Here is a 19,809-nt window from a genome sequence, read left to right on the forward strand (position 1 = left end):
GTGTTCGCGCCGGGGGCGGGGCGGGCGGCGGTGGGGCATGAGGGGATTGGGCGGGGCAGGAAGAGGGGCGGGGAGGTGGCCAGACGGGGAGACGGCCAGGTGGGGGGGGCGGCCAGGCGGCAGTGCGCTCGGCGAAGGCCCCGAGGGAGGAGAGTCCCGAGGGTCCTCAACCATCCGGAATGTCCGCTTCGCGGCTGGGCGCGCGTCTCGGCGGACTGGTGGGACGGTGGTTTCACGGAGCCCCGGCTGCGGCATCTGTCCCGTATGACCGTACGGCCAGTCGTCAAACGCACCGCCCGCGCGATCCTGCTCGACGGTGCCGACATCGTTCTGATCAAGCGCACCAAGCCCGGCCGGGCCCCGTACTGGATCACTCCCGGCGGCGGGGTCGAGCCGGAGGACGCCACGGTCGTGGACGCCCTGCACCGCGAACTCCACGAGGAGCTGGGCGCCAAGATCACCGACGTCGTCCCGGTCTTCGTCGACACCGTCGAGCACATCAGCGACGGCGGGGTGGACGGGGTGAAGGTGCAGCACTTCTTCGTCTGCCGCCTGGAGTCGATGGACCTCTCGCTGCGGCACGGGCCGGAGGTGGAGGAACCCTGCGGCCAGTACGAGGTCGTGCGGGTGCCGTTCACCCGGGTGGGCATCGCCTCGGCCGAGGTCGTGCCGCTGTCCCTGCGCCACTACCTCGACGGCAACATCGAGGGCGTACGGGCGATGCACGCGCCGGACCTCGGGTGACGTGAGGCAGCCCGCGCCTGCGGACGGCGCAGCCCGGCCGCTCCCGCGAGCCCTCCACCGGCCTTTCACCCTTCGCCCGCGCCCTACCCGAACCAGCCCCGGAAACCCTCCCCTTCGGCAACCACAGGCGACCGCAGCCGGGCACGGGCGAGCACCTGCTCGACCTCGCGCTCCACTTGTTCCCGGACCTGCTGAACTCCCTGCGCTTCCTGAATGCCCTGGGCTCTCCGAACTCCCCGTGCCTCTCGGGCCGGCTCCAGGCTGAGGGCGGGTTCCGCGCCGAGAAGGGGTTCCGCGCTGGGGGTGGGTTCCGCGCGGGGGACTGGTTCCGCGCTCGGGGCTGGTTCCCCGCCGGAGACTGGTTCCGCGCCGGGGGAAGACCGCGACCCAGGGGCAGTACCTGGGCCGGGGGCAGGCTCCGGGCCGGGGGCAGGCTTCGGACCTGGCTGCGGCTGCGAGACCGGCTGTCGGGCCGCCGCCTCCAGTTCTCGGCGGGCATCGACGTCCGGGCGAGAGACGACGTCCGGTCGTACGACGGCGCCCGCTGAGGAGCCCGCTGCCGATCGCGGGTCAGCCACCGATGGGCGAACCGCCCCACCCCCGCGAGACGCCCCGTCCTCCCGACGCGTCCCTTCCTCCCGGCACGGCCACTCCTGCCGCCCTGCCCCTTCCTCCCGACACGCCCCCTCCTCCCGGCGGGCAGCCGCCTCCGCCGCCGCTCCGAAGTAGTCGCCGCCCTTGCGCTTGGCGTCATCCGTGCCCCAGGCACGCGAGCCACCGGCCTGCCGGGGCACCTTCTGCAGGTGCGGGATGTGCTTGGCGCAGTGGATATACGTTTCCTCAACCGCGACCTCCACCCACAACTGGGCCCGTCGGCCGGGCACCGGGTCGGTGGGCAGGTAGGGGTGCCGCGCCCGCATCTCGTCGTCCATGACCACCCGGGCCCGCCCGTTGACGTGCAGCCCGATGCGGTCGCGCGTGAAGTCGATCATCAGGATGCCGAGATGCGGGTTCTCGGACAGGTTCCCGACGGAGGCCATGACACCGTTCCCGCGGTATTCCGGGTACGCGAGCGTCCGCTCGTCCAGGACCTGGAGGAACCCGGGCGGCCCGGCCCGGAACGTGGAATCGCACTCCCCGTGCCGATCGGCCGTCGCCAGGAAGAACATCTCCTGACGGCCCACGAACTCCCGCATCCGCTCGTTCAGATGGTCGAGCACCTGGTCGTCGTAGAACCGGTCGGCGCGTTCGGTCGTCCCCAGTCGCTGCTGCACCAGATGCTCACCGTCGCTGCCCGGACGCGCCTCCCGCGCGTCCGTCCCGGGCCGGCCGCCAGGGCTCCCACCCGGCCCCACCAGCCCGTACGCGCCAGGGCCCCCGGTCGCGCCGAGGTCGCCGTAAGCCGTCAAACCGTTCCCACCCTGTACTGCCAAGCCGTGATCACCATGTGTCGTCAATGCTCAATCTCCCGCCGCGACCAGCTCGTCCACGGAGTCGTGCCGTATGCGGTCGGAGGGAATGCCGACCCCCACCAATGCGTCCACGCCGTTGCGTATCATTCCGGGCGGCCCGGACAAGTAGGCGTCATATTCCCTCCACGGCCCGTACTGACGCACAGCGTCGGGGAGTTGGCCGCTGAGACTGTTGGCCGGGCCGTCGGGGCGTCCGGTGGCGACGACCGGGCGTACGGACAGCCAGGGGTGGCGCTGTTCCAGCCGCAGCATGGTGTCGAGGTCGTACAGGTCGTGGCCGCTGCGAGCGCCGTAGAAGACCTCCATCGGACGCCGGTGGCCACGTTCGGCCACATCCTCGACCAGGGCCTTGATCGGTGCGATGCCCGTGCCGCCGCCCAGACACAACAGCCCGTTGTCAGTGGTGTGGTCTACGGTCATGGAACCGGATGGGGAACCGAGCCGGATGACATCGCCGGGGCGGGCGCGATGGACCATGGCGTTGGACACCCAGCCGGCCGGTACGGCTTTCACATGGAAGGAGAGCAGGCCGTCGGAGCGGGGCGCCGCGGCGAAGGAGTAGTGCCGCCAAACGCGCGGCCACCAGGGGGTTTCCACACTGGCGTACTGACCGGCCAGAAAGGGGTAGGGCTGGTCGGGCCGGACGGTGACGACAGCGATGTCGGGCGTACGCAGCTCGTGCGAGACGACCTCGGCCTTCCACCAGGCAGGGGCCACCGCCTCGTCCTCGGCGGCAGCGTCGATCATGACCTGCGAAATCGTGGTGTACGCCCGTACCCACGCGGCTTCGGCCTCCGGGTTCCAGGTGCCGGGGGCGTGCCGGGCGAGCGCGCTGAGCAGACATTCGCCGACGGCCGGGTAGTGCTCGGGCAGCGTGCCGTACTTACGGTGCCCGCGTCCGAGGTGTGAGAGGTACTCGGTGAGGTAGTCCGTGTCGTCGACGTTCTTGACGGAGGTGAGCAACGCCTTGAACAGCCGGTCACGTTGGGCGTCCATCGCGGCCGGAAAGAGCGCGCGCAGGTCGGGGTGGTGCACGAAGAGCAACGCGTAGAAGTACGAGGTGACCTTGTCCGCCACAGGTCCGATCTCGTCCAGGGTCCGCCGGATGAGCATCGCGTCGGGGGAGACGGCAGCGGACGGACGCGCACCGGTGGACGCGGCACTGGCCGAGCCTGGCGTCGAGCCGGCCCCGGGCACGGAGCCGAACGCCTCACCTGCACGCCCGCCGGTCCCGCCTACCGACGCGGCGGCCTCATGGGAGGTGGCGTACGCGCCAGTCGCCGACGCAGCCATACCGGCGCCCGGGTCGTGGGTGGATGCAGCTCCGGGGGCGGGGGCGAAGCCAGCCCTGTGCGGGGAGCTGGGCCCAGGGTCGGTACCTGTCTCCGGGGTGGCGCCGGCCCCGAGGGTGGCGCCGGCCCCGGGGGTGGCGGCAGGGACGTGGGCGGAGTCGGACCTGGGCGCCGAGCTGGGCTCGGATGCCCAGCTGGGCCTGGGAGCGGCGTCGGGGCCGGGCGAGGAGCTGGGCCCAGGCGTGGAGTTGGGCACGGGTACGGCGTCGGGCCCAGGCCTGGAGTTGGGTCCGGGCGTGGAGTTGGGCACGGCTGCTGTGCTGAGCCCGGACTTGACGTCGGGCCCAGGTATGGAGCTGGGCCTGGGCATGGAGGCCGGCGTGTGAGCGAAGTCGGTGGTGGAGGCGGGTGGGTGGGCGGGGGGAAGGGGGGAAGGGGAGGGGGACGGAGAACCGGCTACAGCCTCAATCGGTGCCCCATACCCGGCCGAAGCCCCGCCCCGTACGCCCTCGTGCGCCCTCCCCCCGGCGCCCTGCTCTTCGGGCGTCCGCTCGCGCTCCGCCGCCGTACCCACCGGCCTTATCGAGCTGACCGGCCGACTGGGTATCCGCCCCTGGTCGTCTCCGTCATCCGGTACGCCATGCCTGCCTTGGGCACGACTGTCGCGTACGGGACCGCCCTGCACGTGCCCGCCTTGCGCGTGCCCGCCTAGGACGTGTTTGCCTCGGACGTCACCGCCTTGCGCAAGACTGACCTGCACATGACCGACCTGAGCGTGCCGACCCGATGCGCGGCCTTCCTGCACCCGGCCTTCCGCCGTTCCTCCTGCCTGCGCGCGGCCTTCCTGCCCGCGATCTTCCGGCGCCCAGCCTTCCGGCGCCAGACCTTCCCGTGCGCCGCCGCCGTTCCGCTGCCCGTAATCATCCTGGAGGCCCCGCTCACGAGCCCGGCCTTCGCCGTGACCGCTGTAACCGTTCTCCGCGGAGCTGCCCGCGGCGCTCACCGGGGCGTTCTCTGCGGCGTTCTCGCCGTCGCGCTCGCGCCGACCGTCGGTCGTCCCCTGGTGATCTCCAGGGCGGTCTTCGGAGGACTTCTTCGACGGAGTGAACCATCCCCAATCGCCACTGCTGCCGCCAGAAGAGCCGTTATCGGCTGTCGTGGTGGTCGGAGCGTCCATGGTCTGCCTCGCCTCGAACGTCTTTCGATCGTCTTCGCACTTCCGCAGTTCGGAATGTGCCCGCAATTCCCCCGCACCGCTTCGGAATACCCAATCGATCAGAGCTGTCCCGGCAACACCCTCCATAGCGGACACACTTCGCGTTCGTCCGGCACCGCGCACGGACTCCTTCTCCGCAGCGTGCCACCCGGGCCCGGCGCACCGGACAAACACCTGGAAGTCCGGGCGCGGCGGACCGCTCTGCCACTAAGCTGGCGGGCTTCATGTACCGTGCCGCCGCACGATCGCCCGCCGCCGGAAGCGGCCGTACCGCTCAACCGGACTAGACCATACCCGCAGTACTTGAATCCACAACCCCTGTACTGGGAACACTTACTCCGGGCTCACCGATTTCCGTGATCCGCCCCATAGAACACGATTTACCGGCCGAGCAAGAAGTACCGAACGGCCGCGTGGGCAGCCGGTAATTACCCGTCGGCCCGGACGAGTTCGTACGCCCCACGCAGGTCACGGCCGTCGTATGCGTATGAGGCCAGACCACTGACATGGTGGTCCGCATTCACCGCCACGGAAGCGGGAACGGCCGCGAACAGGGCGGTGTCGGACATGGAATCACCGTACGCCACGCAGTCGGACCGGCTCAGTCCGAACTTGGCGCACAGTTCATCCATAATCCTCACCTTTGCAGACGCGGAAAGTATCCCGTCCGGTTCCACCGGTTCGCGAAAAGGCAGTGCGGGCCAGCGAGAGCCGTGCGCGGCATCCGCTCCCCAGGCCGTCAGCCGCTCGACGAAGAACGTCGGTGACAGGGAGATCACCGCACACCGGTCCCCCCGCGCCCGGATGTCGGCCCACACCTCTCGGATGCCGGCCAGCCACGGAGCGCCCTCGAAGGCCGTGGTCACCAGTTCCTCGGTCAGCTCGGCCCACAGCTCGCACGCCAGTTCCGCGAAGCGCACCGGCGTCACCTCGCCGGCGATGAAGGCCCGTTCCAGCTCGGCGATCTCCCGGTCCAGTCCGAGTTGCCGGGATATCTCGACGGAGGCCGCCGAGCCGTAGAGCAGCGTGCCGTCCATGTCGAACAGATGCAGTCTCCCCATACCTGGGAGCGTAGACGGGAGCGCGGACGGAGGCCGCGCACGGGGAGCGCCGCCCCGTGCGTCACACCGGTCACTGGGCTAGTAACTGGCCTCCTGCGATGCTCTGGACGCAGAAGCGAACGCGGACGCTCACGCCCCCTCCCGTAACACCCCGCTACTCAACCGCGCGTACGGCCGGATACTCCCGCCGTCAGATGCCGCGCTGCCCGCCGGGCGCGACCGTGGATCTCATGAAACAGCTCAGCCGGCCCGTGCGCCGCGCCGTCCTCGTCGTCCATGTCGCGGTCTCCGTCGGCTGGCTCGGGCTCACGCTCGGCCTGCTCACGCTCAGCATCACCGGGTACACCTCCGGGTCGCTGGAGGCCACCGTGGCCGCCTACCGCGCCATGAAGATCTTCAGCGACTGGCTGATCCTCCCCGTGGCGCTGACCGCACTGGCCAGCGGGTTGGCGCTGTCCTTCGGTACGCCCTGGGGGCTGGCCCGCCACCGCTGGATCGTCGTCAAATTCTGGTTGACGTCGGCGACCGTACTGCTGACGGCCTTCTCCTTGCGCCCGGGTATCGACCGGCTCGCGGCCGATGCCGTGGCCGGCACCCCGGACACCGGGCTGAGCATGGTGTCCGCGCCCTCCGTGGCGACGGCCACGTACCTCTTCGTCACCGCCGTCTCCGTACTCAAGCCCTGGGGCCTCACCCGACGCGGCGGCCGACTGCGCGCTGCACAGTCGGCCGAGGTCCGCGAACGGGCACGCAAGCACCCGAGTGATGTTGTCAGTTGAGGCCCGCCGCCTCGATGGCGGTACGGGCGATGCGGTCGTCCTGCTCCGGTGCACCACCGCCGACGCCGATCGCGCCGATCAGCCGGCCGTCCCGGTGGACCGGCACGCCACCGGCGATGAACAGCAGCGGGCGATCGAGCGCGGTGGGCAGGGTGTGGAAGAGCCCGTCGGGCCGTACGGCGTCGACGAGATCGGCGGTCGGCGCGTCCAGCTGCAGCGCGGTGTACGCCTTGCGTGTGCTGGTCTCGCCCGAGATCAGCACGGCGGTGTCGTCGCGCCGGAAGCCGAGCAGGTGGCCGCCCGCGTCCAGGACGCTGACACTGCCCTGGACCCCGAGGTCAGCGGCGGCAGCGCGAGCTGCCTCCATCAGGGCGTCGGCGTCGTGGGTGGTGAGCGGGCGGACGGAGGGGGTGGTGCTCATGAGGGGTGCTCCTGTGTGTGTACGGGTATATACGGGTACGTATCGCTATGGGCGCTAATGGGGCTAGGTGTGCGGGTAACGCTGAGGTCCTGCACGGATGGGCGGGCGCGATCACCTGTGTACGGGGCCTCGGACCCAGTCAGAGGGACTCGCCCCCTACCCGCGTACGGCTGCCGCGGCCTCCTCCTCAGTACTGCCGACCGCCGCCCCGCTCCCGGCTCCGGCCGCGGCACCGGCCCCCGAAGCGACGACTCGGTCGCTGCGCTCGTCCGCGCCGCTCCGGTCACCGCGGCCGCCCCGGCGCTCCAGCGCTCCCGCGAGGACCGCGACGCCCAGCGCCAGGACGGTCATCCCCACGCCGACCCAGTTCGGCGCGGTCAGTCCGAGCCCCGCCGCGATGACGATCCCGCCGAGCCAGGAGGCGAGCGCGTTGCCGAGGTTGAAGGCCGCGATGTTGCCGACCGAGGCGAGGGTGGGGGCGGCGGCCGCCTGATCCATGATCCGCTTCTGCAGCGGTGGCACGGTGGCGAATCCGAAGGCACCGATGAGGGCGACGGTGACGGTCGCGGCGGCCTTGTCGTGGGCAGCGAAGCTGAACGCGGCCAGTGAGAGCGCGAGCCCGACCAGCGACACGTACAGCATCGGCATCATGTGGCGGTCGGTGAACCGTCCCGAGACGAGATTGCCGCCGACCATTCCCAGGCCGAAGACGGCGGTGAGCCAGACGACGGACGACGGTGCGAAGCCGGCGACCTCGGTCATCATCGAGGCGAGGTAGGTGACGGCCGCGAAGACGCCGCCGAAGCCGAGGACCGTCATCAGCATCGCCAGCCCGACCTGCGGGTTGCGGAAGACGGCGATCTCCTGGCCCATCGGGGCGGCTGCCTTCACGGGCTGGGCCGGTACCAGCCTGGCGACACCGAGGAAGCCGAGCACGCCCAGGACCGCGATGGCGACGAAGGTGGCGCGCCAGTTGATCTGCTGGGCGAGCAGGGTTCCGAACGGTACGCCCACGACGTTGGCGACGGTCAGTCCGGCGAACATCATCGAGATGGCGCCGGCCCGCTTGTGCGGCGCCACAAGATCGGCGGCCACCAGGGAGCCGATGCCGAAGAACGCGCCGTGCGCAAAGGACGAAACGATCCGCCCGGCCAGCATGACCGCGAACACCGGCGCCACGGCAGTGAGCAGGTTGCCCACCACGAACAGGCCCATCAGCAGCATCAGCATCTGCTTACGGGTGATGCGGGTGCCGAGAACGGTCGTCAGCGGGGCGCCGACGACGACGCCGAGCGCGTAGAGGGTGGTCGCGTATCCGGCCATGGGGATGGAGACACCGAAGCCCGCGGCCACGTCGGGCAGCAGCCCCATCACCGCGAACTCGGTCATCCCGATCCCGAAGGCGCCGATGGTCAGCGCCAGGAGAGCGAGCGGCATGACGGATCCCTTCGAACGATTGCATGCAGCTTTAACAAGCGCCGACAATAATTGCATACGCTGGCTACTTACAAGCGCGGGCTATTTCGCCGGTGTCCTATCCTGGGTCGTACGACCTGTAAGGAGGTCCCTCGATGACGCAGCAGACCCGGCGGGCGCCGCGGCAGGACCCGCGGCGGACGGGACAGGACGAGCAGCACGGCCGCCAGGAACCTGGGGTGGACGAGCGCACGGACGCGTCACCGAAAACGCCCACCGACCCGGCCGCGATCACGAACACCCCCTCGACCGCGTCCGCGCCACCGGCCGCGGACGCAGCCGCAGGCGTGGCCGCGTCCGGTCGGGGCTGCCCGGCCGGTTCCGGCTCCGCCCCCGCCCTCGCCCAGGGCTGGTGCGCCCTCTCCGCCCTGCACGGCCGTATCGAGTCGCACATCGAGCGCGCGTTGCAGGCTCGGCACGACCTGAGCGTCCGGGAGTTCTCCGTACTGAACGTGCTCAGCGAGCAGCACGACGGCCCGGGCGGCCACCTGCGGATGCACCAGGTCGCGGACTCGGTCGTACTCAGCCAGAGCGCCACCACTCGCCTGGTCACCCGCCTCGAAGAGCGCCACCTGCTCTCCCGGTACCTGTGCCCCGACGACCGGCGCGGCATCTACACCAACGTCACCGACGAAGGGCGTCAACTGCTCGAAGAGGCCCGTCCGACGCACGACGCGGCGCTGCGCGAAGCACTCCAGGACGCCGCAAAACGCCCCGAACTGGCCCCTCTGGTGACCGCGGTCGAAACCCTCGCAACTCCTGCCTGAGCAGGGGTGCGTAGGGTCCCGCTCATGAGCGACATCGAGATCCGCCCAGCGACCGAGGACGACATTCCGGCCATCGTCGCCATGCTGGCCGACGACGCACTGGGCGCCACCCGCGAAAGCCCGGACGACCTGGCCCCGTACCGCGCGGCGTACAAGCTGTTGGCCGCCGATCCCCACCAGCACCTGGTCGTCGCCGTACGCGGCGACCGCCCGGTGGGGACACTCCAACTCACGGTGATACCCGGGCTTTCACGACGCGGCAGCAGCCGTTCGACCATCGAGGCGGTACGCGTCCACGCGGACGAGCGGGGCAGCGGACTGGGCACCCGGCTGATCGAGTGGGCGGTCTCCGAGTCCCGCGCCCTCGGCTGCCGGCTGGTCCAGCTCACCTCCGACGCGACACGCGTCGACGCCCACCGCTTCTACGAACACCTCGGCTTCGAGGCGTCCCACCTGGGCTTCAAGCTCCACCTCTGATCTCGCGCCAGCCTGCGTCGACGCGTTCTCCCCCGACCGCCGCCTCGCGTTCCCGCCGGCTCGGCCCGCCTCGGGGTGCCCGCGTTACCGCCGTCCCGGGCGCCTCGGGGCGTCCGGTACGCCGGGATGCCCTGGGGCGCCCGGACCAGCCGGGTCGCCCGGGGCACCTTGGCCACCCGGCCTTCAGCCGTAACACATTCCGCGCAGCGCCCCCGCGCCGGTCCCGCACCCCCTTCACCCCACATGCCTCTTCTCCCCGCGTCTCCTTAGCCGCCGCTCCCACCCTCGTCACGGGTACGAGCCGTCCGCGACCTGGCCCGATGCGCCTTCTGCCGACAGGCTCCACCACAGAACCGTGCCGGCCGCCCCGTACGCGCGGGCGAAACAGGGGCTGCACACACCTCGCACCGAGTTTCGTTACGGTCCCGCAGTTGGCGAGGGAGTTTCGTCACGCCTCCACCGACCCGCAGCCCGTCGCACATCAACGTCGTCATCCGCCCCTGCGGCGCCCCCGACGAGACCCGTCGCCGCTCCATCGAGAGACACCCGACCAGCAGCGCCAGGACATCGTCGAGGCCGATGTCCTTCCTTACACCGCCCGCCTCTTGGGCCCGTGCGAGCAAGACACCCAGAGCCCCGGCGAAGTCCCGCTCGACCTGCGGGGAGGGCTGGTAACCACCCTCGCCGGCCGCTTCCAGCGCGTCGCACAGCGCTTTGTTGCGGGACGCCAGCCGAACCACAGACGCGAGGAACCGAAAAAAGACAGCAACGGGGTCCGCAGCGTCCGCCAAGTCCCGTGCGGTGTCGGTGAAGAGCTGCACCCGGTCGGCGACTGCGGCCCTGAACAGGGCGCCCTTGGACGGGAAATGCCGGTAGACGGTACCGGCACCGACACCGGCGCGCCGCGCGATCTCACCCAGCGGTACGCCCAACCCCTGCTCTTCGAAAGCAGTTCGGGCCGCCTGCAACACCAGCGCCCTGTTGCGACGCGCGTCCGCCCGCGCCGGTGCGGACGTCCCACTCGTCGCCATCCACCCTCCTCAGAACCGTCGACAGCCAGGCCGAGTGTTCTTCACACTCAACCGGGTCTTTCGTTCCGATTCTAAAGGGGCCCGAAATCAAGATCACCAACAGCCGCGCCGTCACGGCGGACGGAGCGATGAGCGCGCAGGGCGACGCGGCGGCCCCGGCCCTGTGACGTGCCGCCGTCGAGGGAGCGGGAGCGCACGGGGCTTCAACATCCAGCCTTATTGCGGCTCCATCACCCCGCCACTGGAGTACGGCCAAATGGAACTGGCTCACCACGGCCGCACCGACCGTCACGGATACGCCATACGCAGCCGACACACGGCCACTCGACGGCACCCAACTCAACGCGCCTGGGCGGCTGTTGGAGAGGAGAGGATCGCTCTCGCCCAGCGCTCCCGTTTTCACGTGAAACAGCTACCGCCCGACAAAAAATGGGGTGTCGTTTCACGTGAAACGACACCCCAGGTACCGCGCGTCAAAGGCGCTGCGCGGTGAGCACTCGGAGCCTCAGCCCGCGATGACCTCATCCCATGCCGCACCCGCCGCAGCGGCCGCCCCGTCACCGTCCACCGTGACGCCGAGTCCCCGCAGGCCCGCCGCCAACGCCGCAAGGGACGCCAGCACCACGCCCCGCTCTGCCGCCTGCCCGTAGTGGTTCACCCGGATCATCTCCTTGGCCAGCGCCCCTGCCGCAGCCTGGACGGGCACCACGACCGTGCCGTCGGCGGCGTCCAACGCGGCGGAGACGATGTCGCGGGCGTCCATGTCCGCGGGGACGCGCAGAGTCGTGGCCGCCGGGGCCGCGTCCTCGTCCCGCAGCACGTACGAGGTCAGGGCACCGAGTGCACGCACGCCCGCCCGTACCGCCGCCGCAGCCGCCCGGTGCCGGGTGATGACAGCGTCCAGGCCCTCCGCGTCGACCCGGTTCACGGCCTGCTCCAGAGCGAGCATCTCCAGCTGTGCCGGAGCGTGCGGCAGCGCGGCACGTCCGCCGTCGATCCACCGCTCCTTCCAGTCCAGCAGCGAGAGGTAGGAGCGGCGGGGAGCCTGTTCGTTGGCTGCGATGCGCTCCCAGGCCCGCGGGCTCACCGACACAGCCGAAACGCCGGCCGGCCCTCCCAGTGCCTTCTGCCCGCCGATCACGCACAGGTCGACACCCCACTCGTCGGTGCGCAGCGGTTCGGCTCCCACCGAGGCCACGGCGTCGAGCATGAACAGCGCGCCGTGCTCCCGCACGACGGCACCGATCTCGGCGACCGGGTTGGTGTTACCGGTCGCCGCCTCGGCGTGCACCAGGCTCACGAAGTCGATGGCGGGGTGCTCACGCAGCGCCTCCGCCACCTGCTCCGGGCGCACGGCTCCCGTGAACGGGGCGCTGATCGTGACGACCTCGGCGCCACAGGACCGCAGCCAGCCGCCGAAGGTCTCACCGTACGGCCCGGTCACGATGTTGAGAGCCGTGTCGCCGGGGCCCACGGCGGAACGGATGCACGCCTCCAGCGGCAGCAGCGCCTCGCCCTGCATGGCCACGACGTCGGCCCGGGTACGCATCAGCGCCGCGACCTTGTCCTCGATCCGCGCGAAGTGTCCGGCGGTGAGCGGCGGCAGATCGAGCAGATCCGGGGCGTCGGAGGTCGTGTTCACGGCGGTCGCGTCAGTCACGGTGGCCTTCCATCGGTAGCGGGCCGCGGTGCGGCGGCTCCTGATATGTGGCTCGACTGTACGTCCGGCGCGTTCACCCCTGCCGTACGGGCTCGCGTCCCGCCCCGCCACCGTCAGCGGCCGCGCCAGCCCTTCGCGTCGACTCCACCCGGCACCGGCCCCGCGGGCTCGTACGGGCCCCGGGTGAAGACGAAGGTGCCCACGTCCAGGTGGCTGACCGAGCCGTCCTCGCTACGGACGACGCGCAGCCTCTCACCGGCGAAGTAACCGTCCAGCCCGGTCCAGGTACCGTCCGCCTCCGCACGGAACCGCGAAGCACGGCCTCCAGGGCCCGACAACAGCGAAATCTCCAGCGCCCGTGCAGCCCCCAACCGCAGTACGTACGGGTGCGCCCCCCAGTACCACGGCCCTGTGAGGGCCAGCAGTTCCTCGTCCAACGGCCCGGCCAACGGGCTCCACGGCTCGGGGATACGCGGTTCGCGATCCGCGACGATCCCGGCCAGGTCGGCGGCGACGGCGCTGACGGCCGGCCCCGACGTGCAGTTCGCCAGCACGACACCGGCAACGTCCTCGGCAACGTCGATCCACAGGGACGCCAGAAAGCCGGGCATGGATCCGGTGTGGCCGAACAGCAGGCGTCCGTTCCACCGCACGAGCTGGAAACCGAGCCCGAAGCCGCCGTCCCACGCCGTGCCCTCCGGCGGTACGGACGGAGCCCGCATCTCGGCCAGGGTGGCGGCGCTGAGCACCCGGTCGTCACCGCGAACCAGGAACGCCGCCCAGCGCCCCAGGTCCTCGACCGTGGACCAGAGCTGTCCGGCCGGGCTCATCAGACCGGTGTCCTGGGCGGGCTCCGGCAGCAACACGTCCGCCCAGGGATGCACCGCCCATCCGTCGGCATACGGAACCTGCGGCCGGAGCGTCGTACGGATCATGCCCAGCGGCTCCAACACCTCCCGGCGCAGTACCTCATCCCAGGGCTGCCCACCGCGCAGGCGCTCGACCAGGGAGCCCAGCAGGGCGTATCCCGGGTTGGAGTAGTGGAACCGCCGTCCGGCGGGCAGACGGCGCGGATCTCCCTCGAAGAGGTCTCCGGACTCCTGCCTCAGGGAGCCGGGCGTCCGCTCCCACCAGGGGCCACGAGCCTCGGCCGCCAGTCCTGAGCTGTGCGAGAGGAGCTGGGCGACCGTCACCTCCGGAGCGGCGCTGCCCGGCACATGCTTGCCGAGCGGATCGTCCAGTGTGAGCAACCCTTCGTCGCGCAGCCGCAGCACCAGGACCGCGACGAACGTCTTGGTGATCGAACCGATCCGGTACTGCACCTCCACACCACCGGCTGCGCCGCCGCCACTGCCACTGCCACTGCCACTACGAGACGCGGTCCATGCCACCTTCCCGTCCCGTATCACGGCACCCGTCAGCGACGGTGCACGTCCTTCGGCCTGGCCGACCGCCAGCCGCCGCAACAGCGCCCGCCTCGTCTCCGGCAACAAGGCCCCGAACTGCCCCGCCTCGCTCTCTCCCGTACCGTTCAGCTCCCCCTCCGGACCCAATTCCTCGCGCACATCGGACGGTTCCGCGCTCATGGCACTCCTCGGCAGTTCAACAACCACGGTCCGGACAAGGATGGAGCACCCATCCCATCACCCGCACCGTCAAACCCGTCCGAGCCCCTGGACGTGACGCCGACGTCAACAGCTACGGTCGTCACGCGCCCGGAACAGCACCTGCCGGGCCCGGACGGGGGAGACATGCGGATCGGAGAACTGGCCGAGCGAGCCGGCACCACCACACGCACCCTGCGGTACTACGAAGCGCGCGGGCTGCTCCCCGCCGAGCGCACGGCCAACGGTCACCGCACCTACGACGAAGCAGATCTACGGCTGCTGCGACAGATCCAGATGCTGCAACGCTTCGGCTTCGAGCTGGAAGAGACCCGGCCCTTCGTGGAATGCCTGCGCGCCGGCCACCCAGCAGGCGACGCCTGCCCCGCCTCGCTCCAGGTCTACCGGCGCAAGCTGGCCGAACTGGATGCCTGCATCGCCCAACTCCAGGACGTACGTGAGCAGGTGGGCGGCCAACTGGTCCGTGCCGAGGAGGCCATGGTCGAGCTGGCCGGCTCGACCTCACAGCCCGGCGGACCCCACCCCCCACTGTGCGAGCTCACCCACCCCGACAGCTGACTCCACCCCCACCGATGCGTCGGCCTCCTCGCCCAACAACGCGATGGTCTCCCCGAGAGGCCCGCTGTTCCTCCGCCATGAGCCATCGCGCCGCATGGACCATGTGCAGCACCGACCGAAGCCGGTCACGATCCTGCTCGGAGCCGAGATCGCTCAGGTACGCGGGCAGAATCATCCCCAGCGTCCTGAGGTCCTGCTGCTCACAGAGCCGGGCCGGCAAGCCCGCCAGCGATGCCCCCGTAGCGCCCGCAACACTCACAGAACCCTCAGCCCCCTCAGCCCCCTCAGCCTTCCGGGCTCCCGCCGCTTCAGCCACCCCCCACCCGGCAGCCGTCCCTCGCAGCCCCTCAGCGATGGCGAGGCGGTTCCACATCCCGTAATCCCCACCCGGCGCATCCCCCACCCGCTCCGCGGCGCGCTGAAAGTACTCGTGCGCCACAGCGGTCTCACCCAGCTCCCGGTGAGCACGCGCCATGTTCGCGTAGAGGGACGCGTAGAACCCGCTGACGCGTTTGTCGCTCACCCGGTCCGCCCGGTCCAAGCACTCCTGGTTCCACCGGAGCGTTTCCTCCGGCGTCTCTTGGTGCCGCGCCACGTAATGAGCGGCAATACATGCTTCGTAATCGTCACTCGCGGCCTCCCACGCCTCCAGGAATAGCCGGCGCGCTGCGCCGTCCTCGCCCCGCGCCTCGGCTTCCATGCCTCGCACGCACAGCCGCACCACGTGATTGCCCGCATCCATCGTTCGGCTCCCCTTCAGTCCGTTTCACGTGAAACAAGCGCCTGCACCGGCATGACCAAGGTGGTGAAACTGCCTTGGTCAGCGGAGCGCACAACCACCGGCTCGCCCTCGGAAGCAACCTCCAGCAGCACATCGGGCCCCACACCCGACTCCAGAGCAGGAACGAGCACCGCCGGATCGAAGGCGATACGCAACGGCGGACCCGAACAGGCCGCACTCACCTCGACCGCCGCCCGTCCCCCATCTCCTCCCTCGCCCTCATTCCCGTCCCCGCCTCCGCTGACAAGCACCTCCTGAGCTCCCGCCCGGACGGTGATCACAGCGCCCTTCTCCCGCTCGGCAAAAGCCTCACGGAGCGCCGTCCGGTCCGCGATGATCCGATGTCGGACGGCTCCTGTTCCGTCCAGCACCACCCGATAATCGGGAAACTCCCCCGCATCCCCCACGAAGGCGCGGCTCACCCCGCCCTCCCCGATCAGGCGCCCTTCATCACCGTCGACCTTGATGTCGATGTGCTGCTGTCGCAGTGCCCACGCCGCCGTCTCCGCCAATTCCCCGGCCTCGATCAGTAGCCGGCACGGAGCGCCACCCGTCGTCGCCCGCAGGGTCCGGACCGCCAACCGGTACCGGTCGGTGGCCACCACCCGCACCTCGCCGTCGTCGAGTTCGAGCAGCACACAGCCGAGCACCGGGTGCTTCGCACGCGTATCGGCGTCCGCGACCGCGGGCCCCACCTGCCGTACCGCGCTGGCCAGCTCCGCACCACCGACACCGGCCCATCCCCGCGGCGGCTGCGGAGCCTCCGCCGGGCTCCCTCGCAGCATCTCCTCGATCAACGCCCGCGCGGCATCCGCCGTCCGTCGCGTCCGCTCCAGATGCATGTGCAGGGCCGTACGGGCTTCCGCCTCGCCCCCGTCCAGTACGGCCCTGGCATCCAGCAGCGGCAGCCCTGCCTCCCGCAACCTGCGGAGCAGCACAGCACGGCCCTCCTGCTCGGCCCCGTAGAACCGGTAGCCGCTCGCCGGGTCGACCTTGAGGGGACGCAGGACGCCACAGTCGTCGTAGAAGCGCAACGCGCTCGGAGCCAGGCCCACCCGCCGGCCGAACGCTCCGATGCCCAGCAGTTCATCGCTCTCGTCCATGACCGCGATTGTGGGACTTCAAGCAACCTGAAGGTCAAAGCCGGTTCGTCGGCGCCGCGCTCCCGTTCACCTGTGCGGGCGTTCGGCCGAGCGTCCGCCAGACCCGGTCGCGCAGCAACTCGTACTCGTCACCGCGGCGCGGTGGCCGACCCACAGGCCGCTGAACGGCCCGGCTGCCGGACACCACCTGACCACGCTTGAACTGCTCGTGCGTGAGGTCGATCTCGATGTCGCTGGAAAGCCGGTTCCACCAGTGGTAACCGTGCTGTTCCCCGTCTAGGTGGACCTCCCCGACCAGGAGCTCACCACCGAAGAAGTCGTGCACGACGAGAGCCGTGATGTCGCAGTGGCCCCAGGCCGGGTTTTCAGTGGTCCAGGGACTACGGGCGAGATCGTCGGCCGAACAGGTGTCAGCAGCCCAGCTCGATCGGACCGCCTGCGTGATGTCAGTGAGCGTCAGAGGAATCATGTGGCGCAGCATCACAGCCACCACTGACAACGCGGGCGTAATGCGAGTTGCTCAACGCAGCGGACGCCCGACAGCCCGCGTCAGCCGGCCTGCGTGGCGGGACGAACAGTTCCGTACGCCCGTCACGCGGAGCGGGCGACCTCCCAGGCCGCCTCGATCATCCGGAAGATCTCGTCCACCGCGGCCTCCGGTTCGGCCTCCTCACGGGCGAGCGAATAGGCGTCGATCACGAACCGCGCGATCGTCCGGGCGGCCGTCGTGGTCTGCGGCAGGCCGGGGTCGGCGGCGATGATCGCCGCCAGCGACTCCGCATGGCGCAGCCGCATCGACTCCTCGTACTTCCGCAGGGCGGGCGATGCGTCGATCATGTGCCAGATCGGGGCGGCGGCCTCCGCCGTGCAGTGCCGCACCAGGGCCTGGATCTCGCGGCGCAGCGCGGGGATGAGCGGCTCGTGGGGCGCCCGGCCGGTGACCGCCTGGACGAGGCGTTGCTCGAAGTCTTCGTCCTGCTCGAACACCAGGGCCTCTTTCGAGGCGAAGTGGGAGAAGAGCGTGGTGACGGCCACGTCCGCCTCCGCGGCCACGTCACGGATGCCCACCTCGTCGTACCCGCGTTCCAGGAAGAGCCGCAGGGCGGCGTCGGCGATCTTCTGGCGCGTCGCTGCTTTCTTGCGCTCACGGCGTCCGGACGGCTCCGTCATGCCCTGATGCTATCAGGTACGAGACTGTAACTGTTCCGGAACGCTAACTGTTAGTGCTACGGTCCCGACATGAAGAAAGTGAGCTTCACCGAATTCGGCGGCCCGGACGTCCTGCACCTCATCGACGCCGAGGAGTCCCACGCGGGCCCCGGGCAGATACGTATCGCCGTGCGGGCGGCGGGCGTGAACCCCGTCGACTGGCGGATCCGCGAGGGCCAGTTCCAGAAGGCCAATCCGATCGAGCTGCCCGCGGGGGTCGGGCTGGACGCCTCCGGAGTGGTGGACGAGGTCGGTGAGGGCGTCGAAGGGGTCCAGGCCGGCGACCACGTCTTCGGCGAGGGCACGAGCACCTACGCCGAGTTCGCCGTGCTGTCGGCCTGGGCCCGTATGCCCGAGCACCTGACGTTCGAAGAGGCGGCCGGGTACCCCTCCGTGATGGAGACCGCGCTGCGCATCATCCGCCAGGTCGGGGTGCGGCCCGGGCAGACGCTGCTGGTCAGCGGTGCGTCCGGGGGCGTCGGTTCGGCAGTGCTGCAGATCGCCCGCGACCGCGGCATCACCGTGATCGGCACGGCCGGGGCCGCGAACCAGGACTATCTGCGCAGCCTGGGCGCCACCGCCACCACGTACGGCGAGGGCTGGACCGAGCGGGTGCGGCAGCTCGGCCGCGTCGACGCGGCCCTCGACCTGGCCGGTTCGGGCGTGATCCGCGAACTCGTCGAACTGACCGGGGACCCGCAGAAGGTCATCTCCATCGCCGACCTCGGCGCGCCGGAGTTCGGCGTCCGCTTCTCCGGCGTGGCCGGAAGCGTGCCGGACGCGCTCGCCGAGGCCGCCGCCCTCATCGCGCGGGGCAAGCTCCACATCCCGGTCGAGAAGACGTACACGCTCGCCGAGGCCGCGGCGGCGCACAGCGACAGCCAGGCCGGTCACACCCGCGGGCGCCGGGTCATCGTCGTCTGACCCGCTTCCCGCGCGGCCGGGCGATCCGCTTCCCTCTCAGGAACCCTGCCGGGCCCGCCCGGCAGGTGTACGACACGCAAGGAGTCCCATGCACACTCCTGTCACGATCATCGGCGCCGGCCTCGGCGGCCTGGTGCTGGCCCGCGTCCTGCACGTACACGGCATCCCGGCCGTGGTCTACGAGGCGGAGCCATCGCCGACGGCGCGTTCACAGGGCGGGCTGCTCGACATCCACGCCCACAGCGGCCAACCCGCGCTCGAAGCAGCCGCCTTGACGGACGAGTTTCGCGGCATCGTTCTGGAGGGCCGCCAAGCGACACGGCTCCTCGACCGGAACGGGACCGTCCTCTTCAGCAAGGCCGACGACGGCACCGGCACGAGCCCCGAGGTACAGCGCGGCGACTTGCGGCAGATCCTGCTCGACGCGCTCCCCACCGGCACCGTCATGTGGGGCCACAAGACCGCCGGCGTGCGCGCCCTCGGTGAGGGGCGTCACGAGGTGGCCTTCGCCGACGGCTCCACCGTCACCACGGACCTCCTGGTCGGCGCGGACGGCGCCTGGTCACGCGTCCGGCCGCTGCTCTCCGACGCCTCCCCCGAATACGTCGGCCGGTCCTTCGTCGAAACCTGTCTGCACGACGCCGACACCCGGCACCCGGCCACCGCGAAAGCGGTCGGCGGCGGGACGCTCGCGGCGGTCGACCCGGACGAGCGCGGGAAATGGCTCGTGGCACACCGGGAGAAGGACGACACCCTGCGCACCTACATCACACTGGCCAAGCCCCAGGACTGGTTCGCCACCGTCGACTTCACCGATACCGCAGCGGCCGCCGCACGGATCGCGCAGGAGTACGACGGCTGGGCACCGGAACTCACCGCCCTGATCACCGGCATCGACACCGCACCGGTCCTGCGCCCCCTCCACGCCCTGCCGGTCGGGCACCGCTGGGACCGGATACCGGGAGTGACCTTGCTCGGGGACGCCGCCCACCTCAGCCCCCCTGACGGCGAGGGCGCCAACCTGGCCATGCAGGACGCCGCCGAACTCGGCACGGCCCTGGCCGCGCACCCCGACGCCATCGAGACCGCCCTCACCACATACGAGCAGGCCCTGTTCCCCCGCAGCGCCACGGCCGCCGCGGCCTCCGAGGTCACCCACAACCCCACACCCCAGGAGTTCATCAGCTTCTTCACCAGGTAGGCAGGGGAAAAG

At 70.6% G+C, this 19,809-nt stretch carries 17 protein-coding genes and 1 pseudogene; 7 read left to right on the forward strand and 11 right to left on the reverse strand.

Going from position 1 to position 19,809, the window contains the following annotated elements; translation table 11 throughout:
- Nucleotides 1–264: 264 nt before the first annotated feature.
- A complete protein-coding gene (locus tag AB0A97_RS23175) occupies nucleotides 265–744 on the forward strand; it encodes an NUDIX hydrolase (protein ID WP_361153014.1) in 480 nt (159 codons plus the stop codon).
- 701 nt (nucleotides 745–1,445) lie between these two features.
- Here the strand turns inward: AB0A97_RS23175 and AB0A97_RS23180 are convergent.
- From AB0A97_RS23180 to AB0A97_RS23190, 3 genes and pseudogenes are all read right to left on the reverse strand, one after another.
- Nucleotides 1,446–2,018 (reverse strand): annotated as a pseudogene (locus AB0A97_RS23180) (pyridoxamine 5'-phosphate oxidase family protein); the annotation flags it as partial.
- Nucleotides 2,019–2,204: 186 nt separating this feature from the next.
- On the reverse strand, nucleotides 2,205–3,764 hold the full coding sequence (locus AB0A97_RS23185; RefSeq protein ID WP_361153017.1) for a globin domain-containing protein: 1,560 nt from the start codon (nucleotides 3,762–3,764) through the stop codon (nucleotides 2,205–2,207).
- A 1,388-nt stretch (nucleotides 3,765–5,152) separates the two neighbouring features.
- Nucleotides 5,153–5,785 carry an HAD-IB family phosphatase gene (locus tag AB0A97_RS23190; protein ID WP_361153019.1) on the reverse strand — a complete coding sequence of 211 codons (633 nt, stop codon included), beginning with the start codon at nucleotides 5,783–5,785 and terminating at the stop codon, nucleotides 5,153–5,155.
- A 230-nt stretch (nucleotides 5,786–6,015) separates the two neighbouring features.
- Between AB0A97_RS23190 and AB0A97_RS23195 the strand changes: the two genes are divergently transcribed.
- On the forward strand, nucleotides 6,016–6,564 hold the full coding sequence (locus tag AB0A97_RS23195) for a DUF2269 domain-containing protein (RefSeq protein WP_361153022.1): 549 nt from the start codon (nucleotides 6,016–6,018) through the stop codon (nucleotides 6,562–6,564).
- Here the strand turns inward: AB0A97_RS23195 and AB0A97_RS23200 are convergent.
- Nucleotides 6,557–6,985 (reverse strand): heme-binding protein, encoded by a 429-nt coding sequence (locus AB0A97_RS23200; RefSeq protein ID WP_361153025.1) that lies wholly within the window; start codon nucleotides 6,983–6,985, stop codon nucleotides 6,557–6,559. The two genes, AB0A97_RS23195 and AB0A97_RS23200, sit on opposite strands and share 8 nt — an antisense overlap.
- 156 nt (nucleotides 6,986–7,141) lie before the next feature.
- Nucleotides 7,142–8,422, reverse strand: a complete 1,281-nt coding sequence (locus AB0A97_RS23205) for an MFS transporter (RefSeq protein WP_361153028.1) — start codon at nucleotides 8,420–8,422, stop codon at nucleotides 7,142–7,144.
- Nucleotides 8,423–8,748: 326 nt separating this feature from the next.
- On the opposite strand from AB0A97_RS23205, the gene AB0A97_RS23210 reads away from it, so the two are divergent.
- Both AB0A97_RS23210 and AB0A97_RS23215 read left to right on the forward strand, forming a co-directional pair.
- Nucleotides 8,749–9,228 (forward strand): MarR family transcriptional regulator, encoded by a 480-nt coding sequence (locus tag AB0A97_RS23210; protein WP_361153389.1) that lies wholly within the window; start codon nucleotides 8,749–8,751, stop codon nucleotides 9,226–9,228.
- A gap of 24 nt (nucleotides 9,229–9,252) precedes the next feature.
- On the forward strand, nucleotides 9,253–9,705 hold the full coding sequence (locus AB0A97_RS23215; RefSeq protein ID WP_361153031.1) for a GNAT family N-acetyltransferase: 453 nt from the start codon (nucleotides 9,253–9,255) through the stop codon (nucleotides 9,703–9,705).
- Between the two features lie 266 nt (nucleotides 9,706–9,971).
- Here AB0A97_RS23215 and AB0A97_RS23220 read toward each other — a convergent pair whose 3' ends face one another.
- The 3 genes from AB0A97_RS23220 to AB0A97_RS23230 form a co-directional block, all read right to left on the reverse strand.
- Nucleotides 9,972–10,736, reverse strand: a complete 765-nt coding sequence (locus tag AB0A97_RS23220) for a TetR/AcrR family transcriptional regulator (protein ID WP_361153033.1) — start codon at nucleotides 10,734–10,736, stop codon at nucleotides 9,972–9,974.
- A gap of 505 nt (nucleotides 10,737–11,241) precedes the next feature.
- Entirely contained in the window at nucleotides 11,242–12,396 is a 1,155-nt protein-coding gene (locus AB0A97_RS23225; protein ID WP_361153036.1) for an aminotransferase class V-fold PLP-dependent enzyme, read from the reverse strand.
- Between the two features lie 113 nt (nucleotides 12,397–12,509).
- Complete coding sequence (locus AB0A97_RS23230) at nucleotides 12,510–13,982, reverse strand: serine hydrolase domain-containing protein (RefSeq protein WP_361153039.1); 1,473 nt, start codon at nucleotides 13,980–13,982, stop codon at nucleotides 12,510–12,512.
- A 165-nt stretch (nucleotides 13,983–14,147) separates the two neighbouring features.
- Here AB0A97_RS23230 and AB0A97_RS23235 point away from each other — a divergent pair, with 165 nt between their 5' ends.
- Nucleotides 14,148–14,579 carry a MerR family transcriptional regulator gene (locus tag AB0A97_RS23235; protein WP_361153041.1) on the forward strand — a complete coding sequence of 144 codons (432 nt, stop codon included), beginning with the start codon at nucleotides 14,148–14,150 and terminating at the stop codon, nucleotides 14,577–14,579.
- A gap of 756 nt (nucleotides 14,580–15,335) precedes the next feature.
- On the opposite strand, the gene AB0A97_RS23240 is transcribed toward AB0A97_RS23235, so the two are convergent.
- The 3 genes from AB0A97_RS23240 to AB0A97_RS23250 all read right to left on the reverse strand — a co-directional run bounded on the left by AB0A97_RS23240 (nucleotide 15,336) and on the right by AB0A97_RS23250 (nucleotide 17,633).
- Nucleotides 15,336–16,463 carry a MerR family transcriptional regulator gene (locus AB0A97_RS23240; protein ID WP_361153043.1) on the reverse strand — a complete coding sequence of 376 codons (1,128 nt, stop codon included), beginning with the start codon at nucleotides 16,461–16,463 and terminating at the stop codon, nucleotides 15,336–15,338.
- A gap of 34 nt (nucleotides 16,464–16,497) precedes the next feature.
- The gene (locus AB0A97_RS23245; protein ID WP_361153045.1) at nucleotides 16,498–16,932 is read right to left on the reverse strand and encodes a hypothetical protein; all 435 of its coding nucleotides are present in this window, start codon (nucleotides 16,930–16,932) and stop codon (nucleotides 16,498–16,500) included.
- Between the two features lie 122 nt (nucleotides 16,933–17,054).
- A complete protein-coding gene (locus tag AB0A97_RS23250; protein WP_361153048.1) occupies nucleotides 17,055–17,633 on the reverse strand; it encodes a helix-turn-helix domain-containing protein in 579 nt (192 codons plus the stop codon).
- 69 nt (nucleotides 17,634–17,702) lie between these two features.
- Here AB0A97_RS23250 and AB0A97_RS23255 point away from each other — a divergent pair, with 69 nt between their 5' ends.
- Both AB0A97_RS23255 and AB0A97_RS23260 read left to right on the forward strand, forming a co-directional pair.
- Nucleotides 17,703–18,596 (forward strand): NADP-dependent oxidoreductase, encoded by an 894-nt coding sequence (locus AB0A97_RS23255; protein ID WP_361153051.1) that lies wholly within the window; start codon nucleotides 17,703–17,705, stop codon nucleotides 18,594–18,596.
- An 88-nt stretch (nucleotides 18,597–18,684) separates the two neighbouring features.
- On the forward strand, nucleotides 18,685–19,797 hold the full coding sequence (locus AB0A97_RS23260; protein ID WP_361153054.1) for an NAD(P)/FAD-dependent oxidoreductase: 1,113 nt from the start codon (nucleotides 18,685–18,687) through the stop codon (nucleotides 19,795–19,797).
- The last annotated feature ends 12 nt before the right edge of the window (nucleotides 19,798–19,809 follow it).

It is taken from the genome of Streptomyces sp. NPDC045470 (genome assembly GCF_040646595.1).
In the GTDB taxonomy this organism is placed as follows: domain Bacteria; phylum Actinomycetota; class Actinomycetes; order Streptomycetales; family Streptomycetaceae; genus Streptomyces.

Bases quoted from the DNA above. Each gene is read 5' to 3' on its own strand.
- AB0A97_RS23175 (WP_361153014.1), top strand. From the start codon at position 265: ATGACCGTACGGCCAGTCGTCAAACGCACCGCCCGCGCGATCCTGCTC.
- AB0A97_RS23190 (WP_361153019.1), bottom strand. From the start codon at position 5,785: ATGGGGAGACTGCATCTGTTCGACATGGACGGCACGCTGCTCTACGGC.
- AB0A97_RS23195 (WP_361153022.1), top strand. From the start codon at position 6,016: ATGAAACAGCTCAGCCGGCCCGTGCGCCGCGCCGTCCTCGTCGTCCAT.
- AB0A97_RS23200 (WP_361153025.1), bottom strand. From the start codon at position 6,985: ATGAGCACCACCCCCTCCGTCCGCCCGCTCACCACCCACGACGCCGAC.
- AB0A97_RS23205 (WP_361153028.1), bottom strand. From the start codon at position 8,422: ATGCCGCTCGCTCTCCTGGCGCTGACCATCGGCGCCTTCGGGATCGGG.
- AB0A97_RS23215 (WP_361153031.1), top strand. From the start codon at position 9,253: ATGAGCGACATCGAGATCCGCCCAGCGACCGAGGACGACATTCCGGCC.
- AB0A97_RS23220 (WP_361153033.1), bottom strand. From the start codon at position 10,736: ATGGCGACGAGTGGGACGTCCGCACCGGCGCGGGCGGACGCGCGTCGC.
- AB0A97_RS23230 (WP_361153039.1), bottom strand. From the start codon at position 13,982: ATGAGCGCGGAACCGTCCGATGTGCGCGAGGAATTGGGTCCGGAGGGG.
- AB0A97_RS23235 (WP_361153041.1), top strand. From the start codon at position 14,148: ATGCGGATCGGAGAACTGGCCGAGCGAGCCGGCACCACCACACGCACC.
- AB0A97_RS23240 (WP_361153043.1), bottom strand. From the start codon at position 16,463: ATGGACGAGAGCGATGAACTGCTGGGCATCGGAGCGTTCGGCCGGCGG.
- AB0A97_RS23245 (WP_361153045.1), bottom strand. From the start codon at position 16,932: ATGATTCCTCTGACGCTCACTGACATCACGCAGGCGGTCCGATCGAGC.
- AB0A97_RS23250 (WP_361153048.1), bottom strand. From the start codon at position 17,633: ATGACGGAGCCGTCCGGACGCCGTGAGCGCAAGAAAGCAGCGACGCGC.
- AB0A97_RS23255 (WP_361153051.1), top strand. From the start codon at position 17,703: ATGAAGAAAGTGAGCTTCACCGAATTCGGCGGCCCGGACGTCCTGCAC.
- AB0A97_RS23260 (WP_361153054.1), top strand. From the start codon at position 18,685: ATGCACACTCCTGTCACGATCATCGGCGCCGGCCTCGGCGGCCTGGTG.